We start from the raw sequence: 20,375 nt of genomic DNA on the forward strand, positions 1-20,375 counted from the left end.
GACCATGGCTACACCATCGTCCCCTTTTTCTTTGCTCGGCGACCTGTTCAACCGCATCGGCGAACGCCTGCAACCGCCGGCCTGGGCCGTCCACGAGATCCAGCACCGCGCGGTGCTGTTCCTGAACCACGTGCTGCAGCAGGAGCCCGAAGCGCAGCAGCGGCTGCTGCGCCAGCAAGGCAGGGTGGTGCGCTTCCAGTGGCGCTTCGTGACGATGGAGCTGGTGGCCACGCCGGCCGGCCTGCTCGACCTGGCACCTGCCGGCTCCACGCCCGAACTCACGCTCACCGTGATCGATGACTCCCCCTTCGACATCGCCCGCGCCACGCTGCGCGGCGACAAGCCTTCCGTGCAGATCGTCGGCGACGTGCAGCTCGCGGCCGAGGTCAATTGGCTGGTCGACCACGTGCGCTGGGACGTCGAGGACGACCTGGCCCGCGTGATCGGCGACGTGCCCGCGCACACGCTGGGCAACGGCGTGCGGCGCGTGGTGGGCGCGCTGCGCCAGTTCGTCGGCGACCGCTCGGCCCGTGCCGGCGGTGCGGCGGGCCACGCCGAATGAGTCGCTTCTATCGCGGCCTGTTCATCGTCTGGGTCGCACTGCGCTATGGCCTGGACGAGCTCGTGCTCACGAGCTTCCAGAAACCCTGGCTGCGCGTGGTGGCGCGCATCGTCTCCATCGGACGCAACCTCGACGCGCCGCGCGGCCAGCGCTTGCGCGAGGCGCTGGAGCGGCTGGGCCCCATCTTCGTGAAGTTCGGCCAGGTGCTGTCCACGCGGCGCGACCTGCTGCCGCCCGACATCGCCGACGAGCTCGCCTTCCTGCAGGACCGCGTGCCGCCGTTCCCCTCGGCAGTGGCGGTCGCGACCATCGAGCGCGCCTTCCGCCGCCCGGTGAGCGACGTGTTCGTGCAGTTCGACGAAACGCCCATCGCCAGCGCCTCGATCGCGCAGGTGCACTTCGCGACCATCCGCACCAACCAGGGCGAGATCCGCGACGTGGCGGTGAAGGTGCTGCGCCCCAACATGCGCGGCGTGATCGAGAAGGACCTGGCCCTGATGGCCATGATGGCCGGCTGGATCGAGAAGCTCTCGCCCGACGGCAAGCGCCTGAAGCCGCGCGAGGTGGTCGGCGAGTTCGACAAGTACCTGCACGACGAGCTCGACCTCGTGCGCGAGGCCGCCAACGCCGCGCAGCTGCGCCGCAACATGGCCTCGCTCGACCTGGTGCTGATCCCCGAGATGTTCTGGGACTTCTGCCACCCCGAAGTCATCGTGATGGAGCGCATGAACGGTGTGCCCATTGCCCAGATCGACAAGCTGCGCGCTGCCGGCGTCGACATTCCCAAGCTCGCACGCGACGGCGTGACGATCTTCTTCACGCAGGTGTTCCGCGACGGTTTCTTCCACGCCGACATGCACCCGGGCAACATCCAGGTGAGCCTGGCGCCCGAGACCTTCGGGCGCTACATCTCGCTCGACTTCGGCATCATCGGCACGCTCACCGAGTCCGACAAGGAGTACCTCGCGCAGAACTTCGCGGCCTTCTTCCGGCGCGACTACAAGCGCGTGGCCGAGCTGCACCTGGAGAGCGGCTGGGTGCCGCAGGGCACGCGCATCGACGAGCTCGAGGCGGCGATCCGCACCGTGTGCGAGCCGTACTTCGACCGGCCGCTGAAGGAAATCTCGCTGGGCATGGTGCTGATGCGCCTGTTCCAGACCTCGCGCCGCTTCCACGTCGAGATCCAGCCGCAGCTGGTGCTGCTGCAGAAGACCCTGCTGAACATCGAGGGCCTGGGCCGCAGCATCGACCCCGAGCTCGACCTCTGGGCCACGGCCAAGCCCTTCCTCGAGAAGTGGATGATCGACCAGATCGGGCCGAAGAAGCTGTTCCAGCAGCTGCGCGCCGAGGCGCCGCGCTACGCGAAATTGCTGCCGCAATTGCCGCGTTTGCTGCACGATTTCCTGGAAAATCGGCCGCCCGATCACCGCCGCGAGTTGCAGGAGCTGCTGGCCGCGCAGAAGCGCACCAACCGGCTGCTGCAGGCCATCCTCTATGGCGGCATCGGATTCGTCCTGGGGTTGCTCGCCATGCAAGTGCTGGTGCGCGTGCGTTTGTTCTAGAGGCTGGAGGAGTTTCGCCGTGTTGTTGACGCTGGTCATCGTCTATCTGCTGGTCACCATCGCCATCGGCCTGTATGCGGCCAAACGGGTGAAGAACACCACCGACTTCGCGATCGCGGGGCGGCACCTGCCGCTGTTCATGATCATCACGACCACCTTCGCGACCTGGTTCGGGTCCGAGACGGTGCTCGGCATTCCGGCCAAGTTCATCGAGGGCGGCCTGAGCGGCGTGGTCGAAGACCCGTTCGGCGCGGGCACCTGCCTGATCCTGGTGGGCCTGTTCTTCGCGGGCAAGCTGTACCGCATGACGCTCTTGACCATCAGCGACTACTACCGCGAGCGCTACGGCCGCAGCGTGGAAGTGGCCTGTTCGCTGATCATCATGCTGAGCTACCTGGGCTGGGTCTCGGCGCAGGTCACGGCGCTGGGGCTGGTATTCAACGTGCTGTCGGCCGGCGCGATCAGTATCCCGCTGGGCATGGTGATCGGCGTGGTCTCGATCCTGGCCTACACGCTGTTCGGCGGCATGTGGTCGGTGGCCGTGACGGACTTCATCCAGATGATCATCCTGGTCGTGGGCCTCGCGGTCATCGCGATGTTCGCGGGCGACATGGCCGGCGGCGCCGACAAGGTGGTGGCTTTCGCGGTCAGCAAGGACCTCTTCAAGTTCTGGCCCGAGCCCAACTGGCACGACATGGTGTTCTTCTTTGCCGCGGCCATCACGATGATGCTGGGCTCCATTCCGCAGCAGGACGTGTTCCAGCGCGTGATGTCGGCCAACAGCGTCAAGGCCGCGACCCGCGGGCCGGTGATCGGCGGCGTGGCCTACATCCTGTTCGCCTTCGTGCCGATGTTCCTGGTGGCCAGCGCGCTGCTGATCATGCCGGAGGAGGTCGCCGTGCTGCTGAAGGAAGATCCGCAGAAGGTGCTGCCCACGCTGGTGCTGCAGAAGATGCCCTTCGTGATGCAGGTGCTGTTCTTCGGCGCGCTGCTGTCGGCCATCAAGTCGACCGCCTCGGCCACCCTGCTGGCGCCCAGCGTCACCTTCACCGAGAACATCTGGCGCCAGTTCCGTCCCGCCGGCACCGATCGCGAGAACCTGATGACCATGCGCATCACGGTGCTGCTGTTCAGCGCCGCCGTGCTGGCCTACGCGATCCGCATGCAGGGCACGCCGATCTACGAACTGGTCTCGGGCGCCTACCAAGTGCCGCTGGTCGGGGCTTTCGTGCCGCTGGTGTGCGGCCTGTACTGGCGCCGCGCCACCACCCAGGGCGCCATCGCCTCGATCGTGGGGGGCATCGGCGTCTGGCTGCTATTCATGGCCATGCCCTGGGGCACCGCCTTCCCGGCCCAGCTGGCGGGCGTGCTGTCCTCGTTCGCGGGCATGGTCATCGGCTCGCTGCTGCCGCAATGGATAGCGAACACTCACACGCCGCACCGCCTCCTGGCGACCGAGCCGGCCTGACGGCGGGCCGGGCCGGGCCTGTGCGACCCCTGCGGGCGGGGGCGCCCCTATAATCGAGGGCTTTGCGAGCGGCAGCTGCGTCGCTCATTCCCACCCCGATTTTCCATGCCCATTTACGCCTACAAGTGCAGTTCCTGCGGCTTTGCCAAGGACGTTCTGCAGAAGATGTCGGACACGCCGCTCTCGGTGTGCCCGGAATGCGGTGCGAGCGCATTTGAAAAGCAGGTCACGGCCGCCGGCTTCCAGCTCAAGGGCTCGGGCTGGTACGTGACCGACTTCCGCGAGGGCGGCGGCAAGAAGTCCGAGGCCGCCACCGCGCCCGCTGCGTCCGGCGACGGCGCCAAGTCGGCCGACGCTTCTTCTTCGTCCCCCGCCTCCAGCCCCGCACCGGCGCCCGCTCCCGCGCCGGCCCCCGCTGCAACGGCTGCCGCCAAGAGCGGCGACTGACGGAACCCTCTCCCATGTCCGCCCTGCGCAAATGGTTGTTCTCCGGCTTGCTGGTGATCGTTCCGCTGTTCATCACCCTGGCGGTGCTGAAGTGGATCATCGACACGCTCGACCAGACGCTGTGGGTGCTGCCGGGCGCATGGCAGCGCTGGCTCTACGACAACAACATCCGCGGGCTCGGTGTGCTGCTCACGCTGGCCATCCTGCTGGTGGTCGGTGCCATTGCGAGCAACTTCGTCGGCAAGCGCCTGCTCGGCTGGGGCGACGCCGTGGTGCGCCGCATTCCGGTCGTGCGCTCGATCTACTCGAGCGTCAAGCAGGTGTCGGACACGCTGTTCTCCGAGAACGGCAACGCATTCCGCACGGCAGTGCTGATCCAGTGGCCGCGCGAGAGCGTGTGGACCATTGCCTTCGTGACCGGCGCGCCGGGCAACGAGGTGGCCGAGTACCTGGGCAGCGAGGAATTCCTCAGCGTCTATGTACCGACCACGCCCAACCCCACGGGCGGCTACTTCGTCATGCTCAAGCGCAGTGACTGCGTCGAACTGAAGATGAGCGTGGACGAAGCGCTCAAGTACATCGTCTCGATGGGCGTGGTCGTTCCAGGCGGCCCCTCCTCGGTGGCGATCAAGCCATCCAACTCATAAAAACGAACGCGCCACGACGGCGCCGGAAGTCATCTCTATGGCCATGCGTACTCACTATTGCGGTCTTGTGACCGAAGCCCTGTTGGGCCAGACCGTCACCCTGTGCGGGTGGGTCAACCGTCGCCGCGACCACGGCGGCGTGATCTTCATCGACGTGCGCGACCGCGAAGGCTACGTGCAGGTGGTGTGCGACCCCGACCGCGCCTCGACCTTCGCCGTGGCCGAGAACCTGCGCAACGAGTTCTGCGTGCAGATCACCGGCCTCGTGCGCGCGCGCCCCGAAGGCACGACCAACGACAGCCTCAAGAGCGGCAAGATCGAAGTGCTGTGCCACGAACTGAAGGTGCTGAACCCCTCGGTCACGCCCCCGTTCCTGCTGGACGACGACAACCTGTCGGAAACCACCCGCCTCACGCACCGCGTGCTCGACCTGCGCCGCCCGGCCATGCAGCGCAACATGATGCTGCGCTACAAGGTGACGATGGAAACGCGCAAGTTCCTCGATGCCAACGGCTTCATCGACATCGAGACGCCGATGCTGGGCAAGTCCACGCCCGAAGGCGCGCGCGACTACCTCGTGCCCAGCCGCGTGCACGACGGCAGCTTCTTCGCGCTGCCGCAGTCGCCCCAGCTGTTCAAGCAGCTGCTGATGGTGGCCGGCTACGACCGCTACTACCAGATCGTGAAGTGCTTCCGCGACGAAGACCTGCGCGCCGACCGCCAGCCTGAATTCACGCAGATCGACATCGAGACCTCGTTCCTTGCCGAAGAAGAAATCCGCGAGATGTTCGAAGGCATGATCCGCAACGTGTTCCGCAACGCCGCGGACATCGACCTGCCGGTGTTCCCGACCATGAGCTATGCCGACGCGATGTTCAAGTACGGCTCGGACAAGCCCGACCTGCGCGTGAAGCTCGAGTTCACCGAACTCACCGAGCTGATGAAGCGCGTCGAGTTCAAGGTGTTCTCCAACGCCGCCACCATGGCCGGCGGTCGCGTGGTCGCACTGCGCGTGCCCGGCGGCGGTGCCGAAGGCGGCCTGTCGCGCGGCGAGATCGACGCGTACCAGGAGTTCGTGAAGATCTACGGCGCCAAGGGCCTGGCCTACATCAAGGTCAACGACGCTGCTGCCGGCCGCGAAGGCCTGCAGAGCCCGATCGTCAAGAACCTGGACGACGCCACGCTGGCCGAGATCATCGCCCGCACGGGTGCCCGCAACGGCGACATCCTGTTCTTCGGCGCCGACAAGGAAAAGGTCGTCAACGACGCCATCGGCGCGCTGCGCGTGAAGATCGGCCACAGCGCCTTCGGCAAGAAGGCGGGCCTGTTCGACGACCGCTGGGCACCGCTGTGGGTGGTCGACTTCCCGATGTTCGAGTTCGACGAGGAAGGCCAGCGCTGGAGTGCCGTGCACCACCCGTTCACCGCACCGAAGGACGGCCATGAAGACCTCATGGACACCGCACCCGAGAAGTGCATCGCCAAGGCCTACGACATGGTGCTCAACGGCATCGAGATGGGCGGCGGCTCGGTGCGTATCCACCGCGAGGAAGTGCAGAGCAAGGTGTTCCGCGCGCTGAAGATCAGTGCCGAAGACGCACAGCTCAAGTTCGGCTTCCTGCTGGACGCACTGCAGTACGGCGCCCCGCCGCACGGCGGCATCGCCATCGGCCTGGACCGCCTGGTCATGCTCATGACCGGCGCTGAGTCGATCCGCGACGTGATCGCCTTCCCCAAGACCCAGCGCGCGCAAGACCTGCTGACGCAGGCGCCGAGCCCGGTCGACGAGAAGCAGCTGCGCGAACTGCACATCAAGCTGCGCAACACGCCGCAAGCGGCCTGATGCAGCCATGACGACCGGCACCCGGCCCTGGAAGATCCCGGAGTCGGTGCTGGTCGTGATCCACACGCCGGCACTCGATGTGCTGCTCATCCGGCGTGCGGATGCCGAGTCCGACTTCTGGCAGTCGGTCACTGGAAGCAAGGACGCAGTCGACGAGCCGCTCGCGCTCACCGCCGCACGCGAAGTGGCCGAGGAAACCGGCATCGATTGCAGTGAAGGCACGCCGCTCGCCTCGCAGCTGGTTGACTGGCAGCTGCGCAACGTCTACGAGATCTACCCGGGTTGGCGCGCGCGCTACGAACCCGGCGTCACCCACAACACCGAGCACCTGTTCGGCCTGTGCGTGCCCGAGCGCCTGACGCCCGTGCTCGATCCGCGCGAGCACACCGACTGGCAATGGCTGCCGTACCACGAGGCGGCGGACGCCTGCTTTTCCCCGTCGAACGCCGAAGCCATTCTGTTGCTGCCAGAATTTGCGCGATGAACCCACCGGCCGCCGCAGCAGCAGCAACGCAGAACCTCCGGGTCGCGACCTACAACATCCACAAGGGTGTGCAGGGGATCGGGCCGGCGCGTCGGCTCGAGATCCACAACCTGGGCCACGCCATCGAGCAGCTCGATGCCGACATCGTCTGCCTGCAGGAAGTGCGCAAGATGAACCGCCAGGCCGCCGCCCGCTTTCCGCGCTGGCCCGAGCTGCCGCAGGCCGACTTTCTGGCGCCCGAGGGCTACACGGCCGTCTACGAGACCAACGCCGTCACGCGCCACGGCGAGCACGGCAACGCGTTGCTCACGCGCTGGCCGGTGATCCGCACCGGCCACCAGGACATCTCCGACCACCGCTTCGAACAGCGCGGCCTGCTGCATGCCGTGATCGACGTCGAAGGGCGCCGGGTGCACGCCATCGTGGTGCACCTGGGGCTCATCAAGGGCAGCCGCGTGCGGCAGGTGGCCCGGCTGCGCGAGTTCATCGAGCGCGAGGTGCCGGCCGACGAGGCCGTGGTGGTGGCCGGCGACTTCAACGACTGGGGCGCGCGCATGCGCTACGCCATGAACGCCATGGGCCTGCGCGATACCAGCGACCTGCGCGGCCCCCGCACGCTCACGTACCCCTCGCGCCTGCCCGTGACGCAGCTCGATTTCGTCTACGGCCGCCAGCTCGAACCGCTGGCCTGCAATGTGCCGCGCGGCCCGATCTGGGCCCGCATGTCCGACCACCTTCCACTGGTAGCCGACTTCGCGCTACCTAATTGATAGCATTGCTCCGAGAAGGGGCGGGCGTTGCAGCCCGAATCCCCTGGAGCCATTCACTGGTACGATCCCCGCCATGCTGAGGAAAACCGACGTCGAACCGCTTCCCGATCGAAAAGACGATGACGAGGGCACCCCCGTCTCCGTCAAGATCCGCGAGCGACTGAATGCAGCGCGCAAGCGTTTCAACGCCAACGACAACATCGCCGAGTTCATCCAGCCGGGCGAACTGGAGTCGCTGCTCGACGAGGTCGAGGTCAAGATGAAGGGCGTGCTCGAGAGCCTGGTCATCGACGTCGAGAACGACCACAACACCGACAACACCGCGCGCCGCGTGGCCAAGATGTACCTCAACGAGGTGTTTCGCGGCCGCTACGTGCCGGCACCTCCGCTCACCGAGTTCCCCAACGCCGAGCACCTGAACGAGCTGATGATCGTCGGCCCGATCACCGTGCGCAGCGCCTGCTCGCACCACTTCTGCCCGATCATCGGCAAGCTCTGGATCGGCGTGATGCCCAACGAGCACACCAACGTGATCGGCCTGTCCAAGTACGCACGCCTGGCCGAATGGGTCATGGGCCGTCCGCAGATCCAGGAAGAAGCCGTGGTGCAGCTGGCCGACCTGATCCAGGAAAAGACGCAGCCCGACGGCCTGGCGCTGGTCATGGAGGCCGAGCACTTCTGCATGGCCTGGCGCGGCGTGAAGGAAATGGACAGCAAGATGATCAACTCCGTCATGCGCGGCGTGTTCCTGAAAGACCCGAGCCTGCGTCGCGAATTCCTCTCCCTCCTGCCACGAAAGAGCTGAGCCATGCTGGTCCGACTTCTCTATGCCAGTCGCGCCGTCGATACCAGCCCCGAGGCCATCGAGGCGATCCTCGCGAAATCGCGCACGCACAACCCGGCCTGCGGCATCACGGGCATCCTCTGCTACGGCGCCGGCACCTTCTTGCAGGCCATCGAGGGCGGGCGCGACGCCATCAGCGATCTCTACGGCCACATCCAGCGCGATCCGCGCCACAAGGACGTGGTGTTGCTGCACTACGAGGAAATCTCCGAGCGCCGCTTCGGCGGCTGGACGATGGGGCAGGTCAACCTCTCCAAGCTCAACGCCTCGACGCTGCTGAAGTACTCCGAGAAGCCCGAACTCGACCCCTACAAGGTCTCGGGCAAGGTCTCGCTCGCGCTGCTCGAAGAACTGATGGCCACCGCGGCCATCGTCGGCCGCCACTGATCCCGGTTCGACCGGGGTGCCCCTTTCCGCGTTCGCACTGATCCTGCTGGCTGGCGTCATCCACGCCAGCTGGAACATCGCCGCCAAGAAGGCGAACGGCGATTCACGCTTCGCGTTCCAGAGCGGCGTGTTCATGGCCGTGGTGTGGGCGCCCGTGGGCATCACGCTCGGCTGGAGCGTCGTGCCGACCTGGGGCACGAAGGAGTGGGCCTTCATCGTGCTGAGCGGCGTGCTGCACGTCTTCTATTACGTCGTGCTGCTGCGCGGCTACCGCAAGTCGGACCTCACGGTGGTCTACCCGCTGGCGCGCGGCTCGGGGCCGCTGCTGTCGTCGCTGGTCGCGATCCTGTTCCTGGGCGAGAAGATCAGCCTCGTCGGCGTGGCCGGCATCTTCGGCGTGGTGCTCGGCGTGTTCCTGGTGGCCGGCGGCCCGCGCCTCTTTCACAAGAAGCATGACCCGGTGCAGCGCGAGCGCGTACAGAAGGGCATGCGCTACGGCGTGCTGACCGGCGCCTTCATCGCGGCCTACACGGTCACCGACAGCTACGCCGTCAAGTTCCTCGCGATGTCGCCGATCCTGCTCGACTACATGAGCAACTTCGTGCGCCTCGTGCTGCTGCTGCCCGCCGCGCTGCAGGACCGCGCGACCACCGCGCGCATGTGGCGCGACCAGTGGAAGTACGCGCTGCTGGTGGCGGCGATCAGCCCCGTCTCGTACGTGCTGGTGCTGTACGCGGTGCAGCAGGCGCCCATCTCGCACGTCGCGCCGGCGCGCGAGGTGTCGATGCTGTTCGCCGCGCTGATCGGCGGGCACCTGCTGCGCGAAGGCGACCGCATGCTGCGGCTGCTGGGTGCGCTGTTCATCGCGGCCGGCGTGATCGCGCTCGCACTGGGTTGACCGAAGGCGGGCGATGCTCTTCGGCTGCGATTTCTCGAGCGCACCGACCGCCCGCAAGCCCATCGTCGTGGCCGTCGGTGAGATGGCCGGCCCGGACGCCGTCACGCTGACCGGCCTGCACCGTTTCGCCACGCTCGACGCCTGGGGCCAATGGCTCGACAGCAGCACGCCCGCCTGGGTCGGCGGTTTCGACTTTCCCTTCGGCCTGCCGCGCGAATTGATCGAGCACTTGCAGTGGCCGACCGCGTGGGACGCGCTGATCGCCCACTACGCCGGCCTGAGCCGCGCCGAGATCCGCGACACCTTCGCCGCCTTCTGCGCGGCGCGTCCGGTCGGCGGCAAGTTCGCGCACCGTGCGACCGATGCGCCGGCCGGCTCGAGCCCGTCGATGAAGTGGGTGAACCCGCCCGTCGCCTACATGCTGCACGCCGGCGTGCCGCGCCTGCTCGCCGCCGGCGCCACCTTGCCGGGCCTGCACACAGGCACCCACAAGGAGCGCATCGCGCTGGAGGCGTATCCCGGCCTGCTGGCCCGCGAGCTGATCGGCCGGCGCAGCTACAAGAGCGACGACCTCGCGCGCCAGTCGCCCGAGCGCGAAGCCGCGCGCACCGACCTGCTGGCCGCGCTGGAAGCCGCGCGCACCGACCTGCTGGCCGCGCTGGAAGCCGGGCGCACGCGGCTCGGCCTGCGCCTCCAGCTCACGGCCGCGCAGCGCGACGGGCTGCGCGCCGACGCCAAGGGCGATGAACTCGATGCCGTGCTGTGCCTGCTGCAGGCCGCCTGGGCCCGCCAGCGCGCCGGCAGCCCGGGGCCGGGCTATGGATTGCCGTCGTCCGTGGACCCGCTCGAAGGCTGGATCGTCAGCGCCTGAGCCGCCTGCCGTCGCTTGCTTGTCCTACAGCGCTTCGGGCCTGTGGCGACACCCGGGCGCGGGCGGTGGGGACTAGATTGACTGGCGTGGACCAAGCCGGTCCATGCACCCATTTCCGACCGCAGGAGGATTTCCCATGACAACGTCGAACCGTTCCCTCGCTCCCTTTGCCACCTCGCGCACCTGGCTCGCCGTGCTCGCCGCCGGCGCCGCGCTGACCCTGGCCGCCTGCGACAAGCCGGGCAACCAGACCGCCGGTGAGAAGCTCGACAGCGCCGTCGCCAAGACCGAGCAGGCGGCCTCCGATGCCAAGGCCAAGACCGAACAGGCCGCGGCCGACGCCAAGACCGGCATGGCCGGCGCCACCGCCGATGTGAAGGAAGCCGCCAAGGACGCCACCGCCGCCGTGACCGCCACGGTCGACGACGCCGCGATCACCGCCTCGGTCTCGGCCGGCCTGGCCAAGGACCCGGACCTGAGCGCGATCAAGATCGACGTCGACACCAAGGGCGGCGCCGTGAGCCTCAAGGGCCCGGCACCGACGGCCGCCGCCAAGTCGCGTGCCGAGGAGATCGCCAAGGCCGTGCAGGGCGTGAAGTCGGTGAACAACCAGCTCGAAGTGAAGGGCTGACCGGCCCTTGCGCCGCGCCCAGCAAAAAGCCCGGTTCGTCCGGGCTTTTTCTTGTCTGCATGCCACGCGTTGGCGTGACGTCAGGGCGGGTCTTGCCGCGATGGCCGCGCGGGCTTCTGCAGCAGCGTGTTGACCAGATCGGCCACGTCGGAGGTCTTGAGCACCGCCGCGATCACGGCCGTGGCCGAGAGCAGCCGCCAGGGCCGCACGAGCACCAGCAGCGAGCCCGTGGCGGCCGCGGCGGCCATGAGCTTGACGGGCTCGGTGCGGGCGTAGTGTTCGAGCAGGGGGCGGGCCAGCTGGCCGGCCGCGTGCGCGGGATGGCGGCGCCACCAGCGCTGCACCACGCCGCGCGCCATCGCGCTCCAGACGTTGTGGCGGCGCCCCGGCGAGGCGGGCGGCGCATCACCCGCGTCGGTGTGTGCGTATTCGAGATCGTCGTCGGTGTCACCGGCAGCCAAGGCGCGATGGGGCGCCGGTGCGTCCGGCTCGCCGCCGTTCAGTTGCCGCACGAGCGCGCGGCGCGACAGGGCCAGCCGCTGTTGCGGCGTGAGTTGCGGTGCGGCAGGGCGGCGGGGGTCATGGCTGTTCATGGCGGGCTCCGGCGGCGTGCAGCGCATCGAGGTCCGCGGCCAGCTGGGCACGCAGATCGTCGAAGCCGTAGTTCGGACTCGGGCGGGTGGCGATCCAGGTGCAGATCGCCGCGATCACCACCGCCACGGCAGGCACGGCCACCAGCACCCAGTGGAAGCTGCCGTGCAGCACGCCGAGCAGCACGGCCACGCCGATCAGCCCGAGGGCGAGCACGGCGGTGGCCACGGCCAGGACGCCCGCGACCAGTCGGGCAACCAGGCCGCGTCCTGCCACGGCACTCTCCTGCCGGACAAGGGCTGCGTAGTTGGCGATGTGATCGGCAATGAGCTCCGGGTGCCCGAGCACCGTCGAGAAGATCGGATGAAGCATGTGCGAGGGTGGTCGGGCGGGGTCGGTCGGTCAGTGGCGATGCAACGGATCAGTAGTCGTCGCGGTTGCGGCGGCTGGCCAGCACGATCAGCGCCGTGATGGCGGCGCCGGCAGCGGCGGCCAGCAGCACCGAGCGCACGGGCTGGTCGGAGATGTAGCGGCCGGTCACGTCGGCGGCCTGTTCGATGCGGCGGTGCGCGCGGGCGCTGGTGGTCGAGGCGGCGTCGAGGCCGCGCTGCACGGCTTGCTGCACGCGTGCGGCCAACTGCTCGACACCCGGTTCGGCGTCGCGGCGCAGTTCGCGGACCTTTTCGCCCGCCGCATTCACCGCGTTCTGAGCGTAGGCGCGGGTGGTTTCGGCTGCTTCCTGGGCGGTCTGGCGCACGTCGTCGGCGAGTTGCGAAGGGGTCTTGGTCGTGTTCATGGGAGAGTCCTTTCCGGGAAGATGAAATGCGGGAGCCTATGGATCGTAACTACGCTACTTGCGTCGTAGCAAGCCGGCCAGGAAGCTGGCGATGGCGAGCACGGCAAAGATGATGAAAAGGACCTTGGCGATCCCCACCGCGCTGGCGGCAATGCCACCGAAGCCGAACACGGCAGCGATGAGTGCGATGACCAGAAATACCACGGCGTAGTGCAGCATGCGGAACTCCTTCGAGGCTTCCCTCTTTGTGGTTTGAAACCATGCATCCAGGCGCATCGCTGAAGACGCGGCCCGGTGCCGGATGACACAGGACCCACCTTAAGGGCAGGGCCGCATCGGCCCTGTCAGCGACCGGGGCGGGGGTGCGTAGGAGGCGACCGAGTCGCCGCAGGCCCGGGGCGTGAAGAAATGCCAGCGCCTGCGTCAGGCACCGCGCGGCGCGGGGGTGTCGGGGCTCGCCGGCGTGCCGGCCTGCGGTGCCGGCTTCACCACCGGCAGCATCGCGGTGAGCCGCGTGCCCTGGCCGGGCGCCGAGGTGATGGTGAGCTTGCCGCGCGCTGCCTCGACCCGGTGGCGCATGCCCGCCAGGCCGTGCGTCGACGGGCGCATGCGCTGCGCGTCGAAGCCCTTGCCGTTGTCGGCCACCTCCACGATCACGTGGTTGGCGTAGTTCTTCAGCACGATGGTGGCTTCGCTGGCCTCGGCGTACTTGCCGATGTTGGTCAGGCTCTCCTGCACCATGCGGTAGATCGTGAGCTGGCGCGACTCGTCCATGGTCACCGGTTCCAGCGCCATCTCGATCTCCAGCCCCGAGCGCTCCCCGAACTCGCGCCCCAGGATTTCCAGCGAGGCGACCAGCCCGAGGTTGGAGAGCGACGAAGGCCGCAGGTCCTCGATGATGCGGCGCTTCAGCGCGATGCCGCTGTTGAGCAGCTCGGTCAGATGCTGCAGCCGCTGGATCGCGTCGGGCGAGTCGGCCAGGCGCGACTTCAGCCGCGCCACGTCGAGCTTGGCGGCCGTGAGCAGCGAGCCCAACTCGTCGTGCAGTTCGCGCGCCAGGTAGCCGCGCTCGGTCTCGCGCACGTCCTGCAGGTGGGTGGCGAGCTCGGCCAGCGAGGCGGTGCGCTCGCGCACCTCGTCTTCTAAGGCGTTGCGTTCGCGTTGCAGCGCCTCCTGCTGGCGCTCGCCTACCGAGCGCAGCGCGTGCGTCTGGCGCAGGTACAGGAAGAAGGCGATCAGCGCCGCGAGCGCCACGATGCCGGTGCCGACGCGCGCCAGCTGCAGCGACTTCATCACCTGCAGCTGGCCGGCCTGCAGCGTCGCGTTGCTGGTCTTCACCAGCTCGTTGGCGGTGGCGCGGATGGCTTCCATCTCCTCGCGGCCGACGTCGGTGGTCATGACGAACTTCCAGGCGTCCTCGTTGCCCTCGTGGCGCAGCCGCACGCTCATGTCCATCTCGGCGATCTTGCGCAGCACGTGCTTGGACAGCTCGGACAGCTGGGTGCGCTCGGCCGGGCGTTCGGCGTACAGCTGGCGCAGCGTGGCCAGGTTGCCGTCCACCTGCTTGACCGCGATGTCGTAGGGCTGGCGGTAGGCGGCTTCACCCGTGAGCAGGAAGCCGCGCTGGCCGGTTTCGGCGTCCAGCATGTTCTGCAGGATCTGGTTGAGCGTGCCGCGGATCTGCTGCGCCTCGTCGATGTCCGCCAGGGCGCGGCTCGATTGCCGGTATCCTGCCTCGTTGATGCCCACGAGGGCCAGTGCGGCCAGCGCCGCGAGCAACAGGCTCACGGCCATTTTTTGGGGGGCTAACCAGTGCATGACACCCTTAGGGTCGCATTCAATGCAACTTCGTGAATAATTGATAACAATCAGGGACCGGCATGCTGCGGCTTCCAAAGCTGCGGCACAACGACGAAAGTAACAGATGATCAAAATTGGAATTGTGGACGACCACGCCATCGTGCGATCGGGCCTCCGGCAGTTCTTCTCCGAGCACGTGGACCTGCGCGTGGCGGGCGAGGCAGCGAGCGGCCGTGAAGCCATCGAGCTGGTACGCACCACCGAACTGGACGTGCTGGTGATGGATCTCTCCATGCCGGGACAAAGCGGTATCGATGCACTCGCCATGATCCGCGCCAAGGCGCCGGACGTGGGCATCCTGATCCTCAGCGGCTACCCCGAGGAGCACTACGCGATGAACCTGATCCGTCAGGGCGCCAGCGGCTACCTCAACAAGGAATGCGATCCGATCGAGATCGTGAACGCCATTCGCACCATTTCGCTGGGCCGGCGCTACATCACCCCCGCCGTGGCCGAACTGCTGGCCCGCCAGCTCGACCGCAAGGACGACGCCGCGCCGCACGAGCAGCTCTCGGAGCGCGAGTTCCAGGTGTTCCTGAAGCTGGCCAAGGGCGAGACCGCCGGCGACATCGCCAAGACGCTGTCGCTGTCGGTGAAGACGGTGAGCACCTACCGCACGCGGCTGATGGAGAAGATGAACCTGTCCTCCAACAGCGACCTGACCTACTACGCGCTGAAGAACAAGCTCATCGATTGAGCCGCGCCTAGGCATCGCCGGGTGCGGACCGCAGCGCGGCGGCCTGGCGGATGCAGAAGTCGACCAGTGCGTCGATCTCGTTCGACTTGTCGAACACCGCGTCGACCCCGAACTCGGCGCAGCGGCGCCGGATGTCGGGCGTCGCATAGTTGCTGAGCACCACCACCTTCTGGCCGGGCTTGCGCGACTGGCAGGCCTGAAGGATGCCCAGGCCACTCCCCTGCTTGAGAAAGAGATCGACGATGGCCAGGTGCCACTCGTCGGCATGGTCGCGCAGCCAGTCGCGAGCGTGCTGCTCGGTTTCCGCAAAGCCCACGACCGTGGTGCAGGTGAGCTCTTCCAGAGTGCCGATGAGGTTTTCACGGATCGTGGGGTTGTCTTCGACAACGTAGGTCTGCAATCTGGAATCCATGCCGAACCGCGCTTCCTCTGAGGTGGGCAGGTGCTCGTGTCCAAGCGCCCTGCGGAGGAGAGAGCCTGCCCATGGAGATTGAGGCTTTCCCGCAGCGGATCATGCAGGGTTCAAGGGCCGCGCGTTGTAGGCGGGTTCTGACGCATGTGCAGGCGGCTGTCTCCACGCCGCCTCGCGCCCGCCCGTAGGCCAAGCCGCACGGGGTCTGCGGCCCGCCGCCGACCCGGTTCGGGCGCGCATCCGGGTAAGAATCGACCATGGCAACCCAATCCCTTCGCACCCGGCCGCGCTGGCAGAAGCTGCTGGCGGTCTTCGTGCTGCTGGTCGCCGTCCTGCTGACCGCGTTCGCGCTCCTCGTGGCCTTCTTCCCGTGGGACACACTGCGCGAGCCGCTCAACCGCTTCGTGAGCGAGAAGACCGGGCGCAAGTTCGAGATCACCCGCCGGCTCGACGTGGACCTGGGCTGGAAAGCCGCCACCATCCACTTCGACGGCATCGAATTCGCCAACCCCGACTGGGCGCGCGACCCCTACCTGGTGAAGGCCGAGCGCGCGAGCTTCGAGATCCGCCTGTGGCCGCTGATCGACAAGCGGGTGGTCATTCCGAGCCTGGCGCTGACCGCGCCCACCGTCGGCCTGCAGATGGAGCCCGACGGGCGCCGCACCTGGGCCTTCGGCAAGGACACCTCCGACACCGGCACCGTGCCCACCATCGGCCTGATCCAGGTCGACAAGGGCGCCGTCGACTTCCTGGCCACGCACCTGGGCGTCGACGTGCACGCCGACCTGGACTACGACAGCAACCGCGGCGAGCTGCCGCTGCACTACCGCATCAAGGGCCGCTACAAGGGCCAGCCGCTCACGGCCGACGGGCGCACCGGCAACGTGCTGCAGATCAACGCCGCGGGCGCGCCGCCGTTCCCGCTCGAGATCAATGCCGCCGCCGGCCAGACCCGGCTCAAGGCCAATGGCACGGTGGCCCAGCTCGCGGGCTTCGACGGCATCGACGCCACGTTCCAGATCAAGGGCCAGACGCTGAGCGCGCTGTACCCGCTGCTGGGCATCGTGCTGCCGCAGACCCCGCCCTATGCGCTGAGCGGCGGCCTGCGCAAGCGCGGCAAGCTCTGGGAGGCCGCGGGGCTCAACGGCCGGCTGGGCCTGTCGGACATCGGCGGCGACATGGCCTTCGACCAGGCCGGCAAGGTGCCGCGCCTGTCGGGCACGCTGCGCTCGCGCGTGATGGACATGGACGACCTCGGCCCGCTGATCGGCCTGCCGCCCACGGCGCGTTCCGCCAACGCGGTGGAGGGTGTGGCGCCCGTCGCCTCGGCCCAGCCCAAGCGCCCGCCCGGCGGCAAGGTGCTGCCGACCACGCCGTTCGACTTCGGGCGGCTGCACGCCATGAATGCCGATGTGGCCTACACGGCCGAGCGCATCCGCAACGTGCGCGAGGTGCCGCTGGACCGCGGCAGCGCCAAGATCAAGCTCAGCGACGGCGTGCTGTCGCTCGACCCGCTCGACCTGGGCGTGGCCAACGGCAAGCTCGTGGGCGCGATCCGCATCGACGCCACGAAGACGCCGGCCGACATCCGCGCCTCGCTCGACGTGCGCGGCCTGCGGCTGGCGCGGCTCATTCCCAAGCTGGAGAACTCGGGCAACAGCGTCGGCCGGCTCGACGGGCGCATCAACCTGTCGGGCGCCGGCAATTCGGTGGCCAGCTGGCTCGGCGGCGCGTCGGGCGACATGGCGGTGCTGTCGGGGCGCGGCCAGTTCGGCAACCTGATGCCCGTGTTCGCGACGCTGGTGGGCGGCGACATCCTCAAGTTCCTGCTGCGCGGCGACCGCGACGTCGAGTTGCGCTGCGCCGCGCTGGCCTTCGACGTGAACAAGGGCGTGATGAACGGGCGCACGCTGGTGCTGGATACCACCAACGCCGTCTTCACCGCCACCGGCCAGGCCAACCTCGCGACCGAGTCGCTGGACTTCGTGATCCGGCCCGAGCCCAAGAGCGCGAGCTTCCTGTCGCTTCGCACGCCGCTGGTCGTGAGCGGCACCTTCGGCGCGCCCAAGGGCGGCGTCGAGATCGGGCCGCTGGCCGGCCGCGGCCTGGCGGCGCTGGCGCTGGGCGCCATCAACCCGCTGCTGGCACTGGCCGCGACCATCGAGACCGGCCCCGGCGAGAACGCCGACTGCACGGGCGTGCTGGCGCTGGCGAACCGGCCCACGGCCGGGGCCGCCGCGCGCGGTGCCGCGCGGGCCAAGGGGGCTCGCCAGCCTTAACGAAAGAAAGAAGAGGGCAGGCGGGCGCTCAGGCGCCGGCCTGGGGCCGCTGCGCGCAGACGCTGCAGTGCGGGTCGCGCGAGACGCGCAGCGTGTCGAAGTCGGTGCTGCGCCCGTCGAACATCAGCAGCTTGCCCGCCAGCGACGGCCCGATGCCGGCCAGCAGCTTGAGCGCCTCGCTGGCCTGCAGCGTGCCGATGGTGCCGACCACCGGGCCGAACACGCCGAGCACCGCGCAGCGGGTTTCCTCGAAGCTGGCCTCGGGCGGGAACAGGCAGGCGTAGCAGGGGCAGGCGGCGTCGCGCGTGTCGTACACGCTCAGCTGGCCGTCGAAGCGGATCGCCGCGCCCGCCACCAGCGGCTTGGCGTGCGCCACGCAGGCGCGGTTCACGGCCTGCCGGGTGGCGAAGTTGTCGCAGCAGTCGACCACCACGTCGGCCTCAGCCACGAGCCGCGACAGCAGCGCCTCGTCGGCGCGCACGGCGTGGGTCTCGATGGCGATGTCGGGGTTGATGTCGCGCATGGCCTGCGCGGCCGATGCGACCTTGGGCTGGCCCACCCGCGCCTGGGTGTGGGCCACCTGCCGCTGCAGGTTGGTGAGGTCGACCTCGTCGTCGTCGACCAGCACGATGTGGCCGACCCCCGCTGCCGCGAGGTACAGGGCCACCGGCGAGCCCAGCCCGCCGGCGCCGATGACGAGCACCCGCCCGGCACTGACGCGTTCCTGGCCGTCGATGCCGAATTCTTCGAGGAGGATGTGCCGCGAATAGCGCAGCAGGTCGTGATCGTCCATGCGCGCCTGCCTGGGCCTGTGCGGGGGAGGGGAAAACGCCGGTGGCGCGAACCGCACGGTGCGTGCGGCTCGCTCGCCGGGATCAGTTTTCCTTCTTCTCGTCCTTGTTGTCGACGATGACCTGCGTCTTGCTGACGAGCACCGGTTGGCCCTTCAGGCGGTTGAGCGCCTGCACCAGCGGGAAGTCCTTGTCGGTGCCGAACTCGGGCACCTTGCGGTCCTGCGGCGGCTTCTTGGCTTCTTCCTCGAGGCGCTTGCGGGCTTCGTCGCGGGCCTTTTCACGTTCGGGGTCCTTCACCTCGGGGCCCTGGCCGCTGGCCAGGTGCTTCTCGAGGTCGGCCTCGCGCATGCGCAGGGCGGCGAAGGGGCTGCCCTCGGCGCTTTCGTCGACCAGCACGTTGGGCACGATGCCCTTGGCCTGGATCGAGGTGCCGCTGGGCGTGTAGTAGCGCGCGGTGGTGATCTTCAGGCCGGTGTCCGGTCCGAGCGGGCGCACGGTCTGCACCGAGCCCTTGCCGAAGGTCTGGCTGCCCATGATGGTGGCGCGCTTGTGGTCCTGCAGCGCGCCGGCCACGATCTCACTGGCCGAGGCCGAGCCTTCGTTCACCAGCACCACCAGCGGCACGTTCTTGAGCGCGGCCGGCAGGTTGCGCAGCGGGTCGCTGCCCGAACGGCGCTGGTAGTACTCGGGCGCCGCCTTGTAGATCGACTTGCTTTCGGCCAGCTGGCCGTCGGTGGTGACCACCGTGACGTTCTCGGGCAGGAAGGCCGCCGACACCGCCACCGCCGCGTCGAGCAGGCCGCCCGGGTCGTTGCGCAGGTCGAGCACCAGGCCCTTGAGGTTCGGGTCTTCCTTGTAGAGCTCCTCGATCTTCTTGACGAAGTCGTCGACCGTGCGCTCCTGGAATTGCGACAGGCGGATCCAGCCGTAGCCCGGCTCGATCATCTTGCCGCGCACCGACTGGGTACGGATTTCCTCGCGCGTGATCGTGACCGGGAAGGTGCGGCTCTCGTCCTTGCGGAAGATGGTCAGCAGCACCTTGGTGTTGGCCTCGCCGCGCATGCGCTTGACGGCTTCGTTCAGCGACAGGCCGCGCACGGCGGTGTCGTCGATCTTGGTGATCAGGTCGTTCGGCTTCAGGCCGGCGCGGAAGGCCGGCGAGCCCTCGATGGGCGAGACGACCTTGATGAGGCCGTCTTCCTGCGAGATCTCGATGCCCACGCCGACGAAGCGGCCCGTGGTGCCCTCGCGGAATTCCTTGAAGGACTTCTTGTCGAAGTACTGCGAGTGCGGATCGAGCCCGGCGACCATGCCCGAGATGGCGTCCGAGATGAGTTTCTTCTCGTCGACCGCCTCGACATAGTCGCTCTTGACCATCCCGAAGACGGCCGCGAGCTGCTGCAACTCCTCGAGCGGGAGCGGCGCGAGCGAACCCCGCGCGACCGTCTGCAGCGAGACGGTGGTCAGGACGCCAGCAACGGCGCCGGCGGCGACCCAGCCGGTGATCTTCAGTTTCTGGCCCATCATGAGTG

23 protein-coding genes are annotated in these 20,375 nt (G+C 68.2%); 15 read left to right on the forward strand and 8 right to left on the reverse strand.

All coding sequences use genetic code 11. The annotated features are described in order from the left end of the window. Nucleotides 1–4 precede the first annotated feature (4 nt). The 13 genes from AC1RGU_RS00610 to AC1RGU_RS00670 all read left to right on the forward strand — a co-directional run bounded on the left by AC1RGU_RS00610 (nt 5) and on the right by AC1RGU_RS00670 (nt 11,414). Nucleotides 5–562 carry a ubiquinone biosynthesis accessory factor UbiJ gene (locus AC1RGU_RS00610; protein ID WP_062477123.1) on the forward strand — a complete coding sequence of 186 codons (558 nt, stop codon included), beginning with the start codon at nt 5–7 and terminating at the stop codon, nt 560–562. Next, nucleotides 559–2,124, forward strand: coding sequence for a ubiquinone biosynthesis regulatory protein kinase UbiB (gene ubiB / locus AC1RGU_RS00615; RefSeq protein WP_062477035.1), 1,566 nt, complete (start codon nt 559–561; stop codon nt 2,122–2,124). Before AC1RGU_RS00610 ends, ubiB begins: the two co-directional genes overlap by 4 nt. A gap of 19 nt (nt 2,125–2,143) precedes the next feature. Then, entirely contained in the window at nt 2,144–3,592 is a 1,449-nt protein-coding gene (locus AC1RGU_RS00620) for a high affinity choline transporter 1 (protein WP_062477039.1), read from the forward strand. A 105-nt stretch (nt 3,593–3,697) separates the two neighbouring features. After that, a complete protein-coding gene (locus tag AC1RGU_RS00625; protein WP_062477042.1) occupies nt 3,698–4,039 on the forward strand; it encodes an FmdB family zinc ribbon protein in 342 nt (113 codons plus the stop codon). A gap of 14 nt (nt 4,040–4,053) precedes the next feature. Beyond that, nucleotides 4,054–4,686, forward strand: coding sequence for a DUF502 domain-containing protein (locus tag AC1RGU_RS00630; protein WP_062477045.1), 633 nt, complete (start codon nt 4,054–4,056; stop codon nt 4,684–4,686). Nucleotides 4,687–4,723: 37 nt separating this feature from the next. Next, entirely contained in the window at nt 4,724–6,529 is a 1,806-nt protein-coding gene (gene aspS / locus AC1RGU_RS00635; RefSeq protein ID WP_492694067.1) for an aspartate--tRNA ligase, read from the forward strand. A gap of 7 nt (nt 6,530–6,536) precedes the next feature. Further along, nucleotides 6,537–7,013: a dihydroneopterin triphosphate diphosphatase gene (gene nudB, locus AC1RGU_RS00640; protein ID WP_095743927.1), complete on the forward strand. Its 477-nt coding sequence runs from the start codon at nt 6,537–6,539 to the stop codon at nt 7,011–7,013. Beyond that, nucleotides 7,010–7,783, forward strand: coding sequence for an endonuclease/exonuclease/phosphatase family protein (locus AC1RGU_RS00645; RefSeq protein WP_487847824.1), 774 nt, complete (start codon nt 7,010–7,012; stop codon nt 7,781–7,783). Before nudB ends, AC1RGU_RS00645 begins: the two co-directional genes overlap by 4 nt. 73 nt (nt 7,784–7,856) lie before the next feature. Then, a complete protein-coding gene (gene folE, locus AC1RGU_RS00650) occupies nt 7,857–8,588 on the forward strand; it encodes a GTP cyclohydrolase I (protein WP_062477056.1) in 732 nt (243 codons plus the stop codon). 3 nt (nt 8,589–8,591) lie between these two features. Continuing rightward, complete coding sequence (locus AC1RGU_RS00655; protein WP_062477059.1) at nt 8,592–9,014, forward strand: BLUF domain-containing protein; 423 nt, start codon at nt 8,592–8,594, stop codon at nt 9,012–9,014. A gap of 16 nt (nt 9,015–9,030) precedes the next feature. Further along, a complete protein-coding gene (locus AC1RGU_RS00660) occupies nt 9,031–9,912 on the forward strand; it encodes an EamA family transporter (protein ID WP_492694069.1) in 882 nt (293 codons plus the stop codon). Between the two features lie 13 nt (nt 9,913–9,925). Further along, nucleotides 9,926–10,783: a DUF429 domain-containing protein gene (locus tag AC1RGU_RS00665; protein ID WP_492694071.1), complete on the forward strand. Its 858-nt coding sequence runs from the start codon at nt 9,926–9,928 to the stop codon at nt 10,781–10,783. 136 nt (nt 10,784–10,919) lie between these two features. After that, on the forward strand, nt 10,920–11,414 hold the full coding sequence (locus AC1RGU_RS00670; protein ID WP_062477068.1) for a BON domain-containing protein: 495 nt from the start codon (nt 10,920–10,922) through the stop codon (nt 11,412–11,414). Nucleotides 11,415–11,494: 80 nt separating this feature from the next. On the opposite strand, the gene AC1RGU_RS00675 is transcribed toward AC1RGU_RS00670, so the two are convergent. The 5 genes from AC1RGU_RS00675 to AC1RGU_RS00695 all read right to left on the reverse strand — a co-directional run bounded on the left by AC1RGU_RS00675 (nt 11,495) and on the right by AC1RGU_RS00695 (nt 14,595). Then, a complete protein-coding gene (locus AC1RGU_RS00675; protein ID WP_492694073.1) occupies nt 11,495–12,007 on the reverse strand; it encodes a hypothetical protein in 513 nt (170 codons plus the stop codon). Continuing rightward, nucleotides 11,994–12,281 (reverse strand): hypothetical protein, encoded by a 288-nt coding sequence (locus tag AC1RGU_RS00680; protein WP_492694075.1) that lies wholly within the window; start codon nt 12,279–12,281, stop codon nt 11,994–11,996. Before AC1RGU_RS00680 ends, AC1RGU_RS00675 begins: the two co-directional genes overlap by 14 nt. Nucleotides 12,282–12,426: 145 nt before the next feature. After that, nucleotides 12,427–12,801, reverse strand: coding sequence for a hypothetical protein (locus tag AC1RGU_RS00685; protein WP_062477074.1), 375 nt, complete (start codon nt 12,799–12,801; stop codon nt 12,427–12,429). A gap of 54 nt (nt 12,802–12,855) precedes the next feature. Further along, on the reverse strand, nt 12,856–13,020 hold the full coding sequence (locus AC1RGU_RS00690; protein ID WP_070063586.1) for a DUF1328 domain-containing protein: 165 nt from the start codon (nt 13,018–13,020) through the stop codon (nt 12,856–12,858). 204 nt (nt 13,021–13,224) lie between these two features. Further along, complete coding sequence (locus AC1RGU_RS00695) at nt 13,225–14,595, reverse strand: CHASE3 domain-containing protein (protein ID WP_070063585.1); 1,371 nt, start codon at nt 14,593–14,595, stop codon at nt 13,225–13,227. A gap of 130 nt (nt 14,596–14,725) precedes the next feature. Here AC1RGU_RS00695 and AC1RGU_RS00700 point away from each other — a divergent pair, with 130 nt between their 5' ends. After that, nucleotides 14,726–15,358: a response regulator gene (locus AC1RGU_RS00700; protein ID WP_007837167.1), complete on the forward strand. Its 633-nt coding sequence runs from the start codon at nt 14,726–14,728 to the stop codon at nt 15,356–15,358. 7 nt (nt 15,359–15,365) lie between these two features. Here AC1RGU_RS00700 and AC1RGU_RS00705 read toward each other — a convergent pair whose 3' ends face one another. Next, nucleotides 15,366–15,770 (reverse strand): response regulator, encoded by a 405-nt coding sequence (locus tag AC1RGU_RS00705; protein WP_095743933.1) that lies wholly within the window; start codon nt 15,768–15,770, stop codon nt 15,366–15,368. Between the two features lie 257 nt (nt 15,771–16,027). Here AC1RGU_RS00705 and AC1RGU_RS00710 point away from each other — a divergent pair, with 257 nt between their 5' ends. Beyond that, nucleotides 16,028–18,049, forward strand: a complete 2,022-nt coding sequence (locus tag AC1RGU_RS00710; protein ID WP_492694077.1) for an AsmA family protein — start codon at nt 16,028–16,030, stop codon at nt 18,047–18,049. Between the two features lie 28 nt (nt 18,050–18,077). Here the strand turns inward: AC1RGU_RS00710 and AC1RGU_RS00715 are convergent, their stop codons facing one another. Both AC1RGU_RS00715 and AC1RGU_RS00720 read right to left on the reverse strand, forming a co-directional pair. Continuing rightward, nucleotides 18,078–18,842 carry a HesA/MoeB/ThiF family protein gene (locus AC1RGU_RS00715; protein WP_492694079.1) on the reverse strand — a complete coding sequence of 255 codons (765 nt, stop codon included), beginning with the start codon at nt 18,840–18,842 and terminating at the stop codon, nt 18,078–18,080. An 82-nt stretch (nt 18,843–18,924) separates the two neighbouring features. Further along, entirely contained in the window at nt 18,925–20,367 is a 1,443-nt protein-coding gene (locus tag AC1RGU_RS00720) for a S41 family peptidase (RefSeq protein WP_062477129.1), read from the reverse strand. Nucleotides 20,368–20,375: the final 8 nt, after the last annotated feature.

This window comes from Variovorax sp. GW823-FHT02B07 (genome assembly GCF_058797695.1).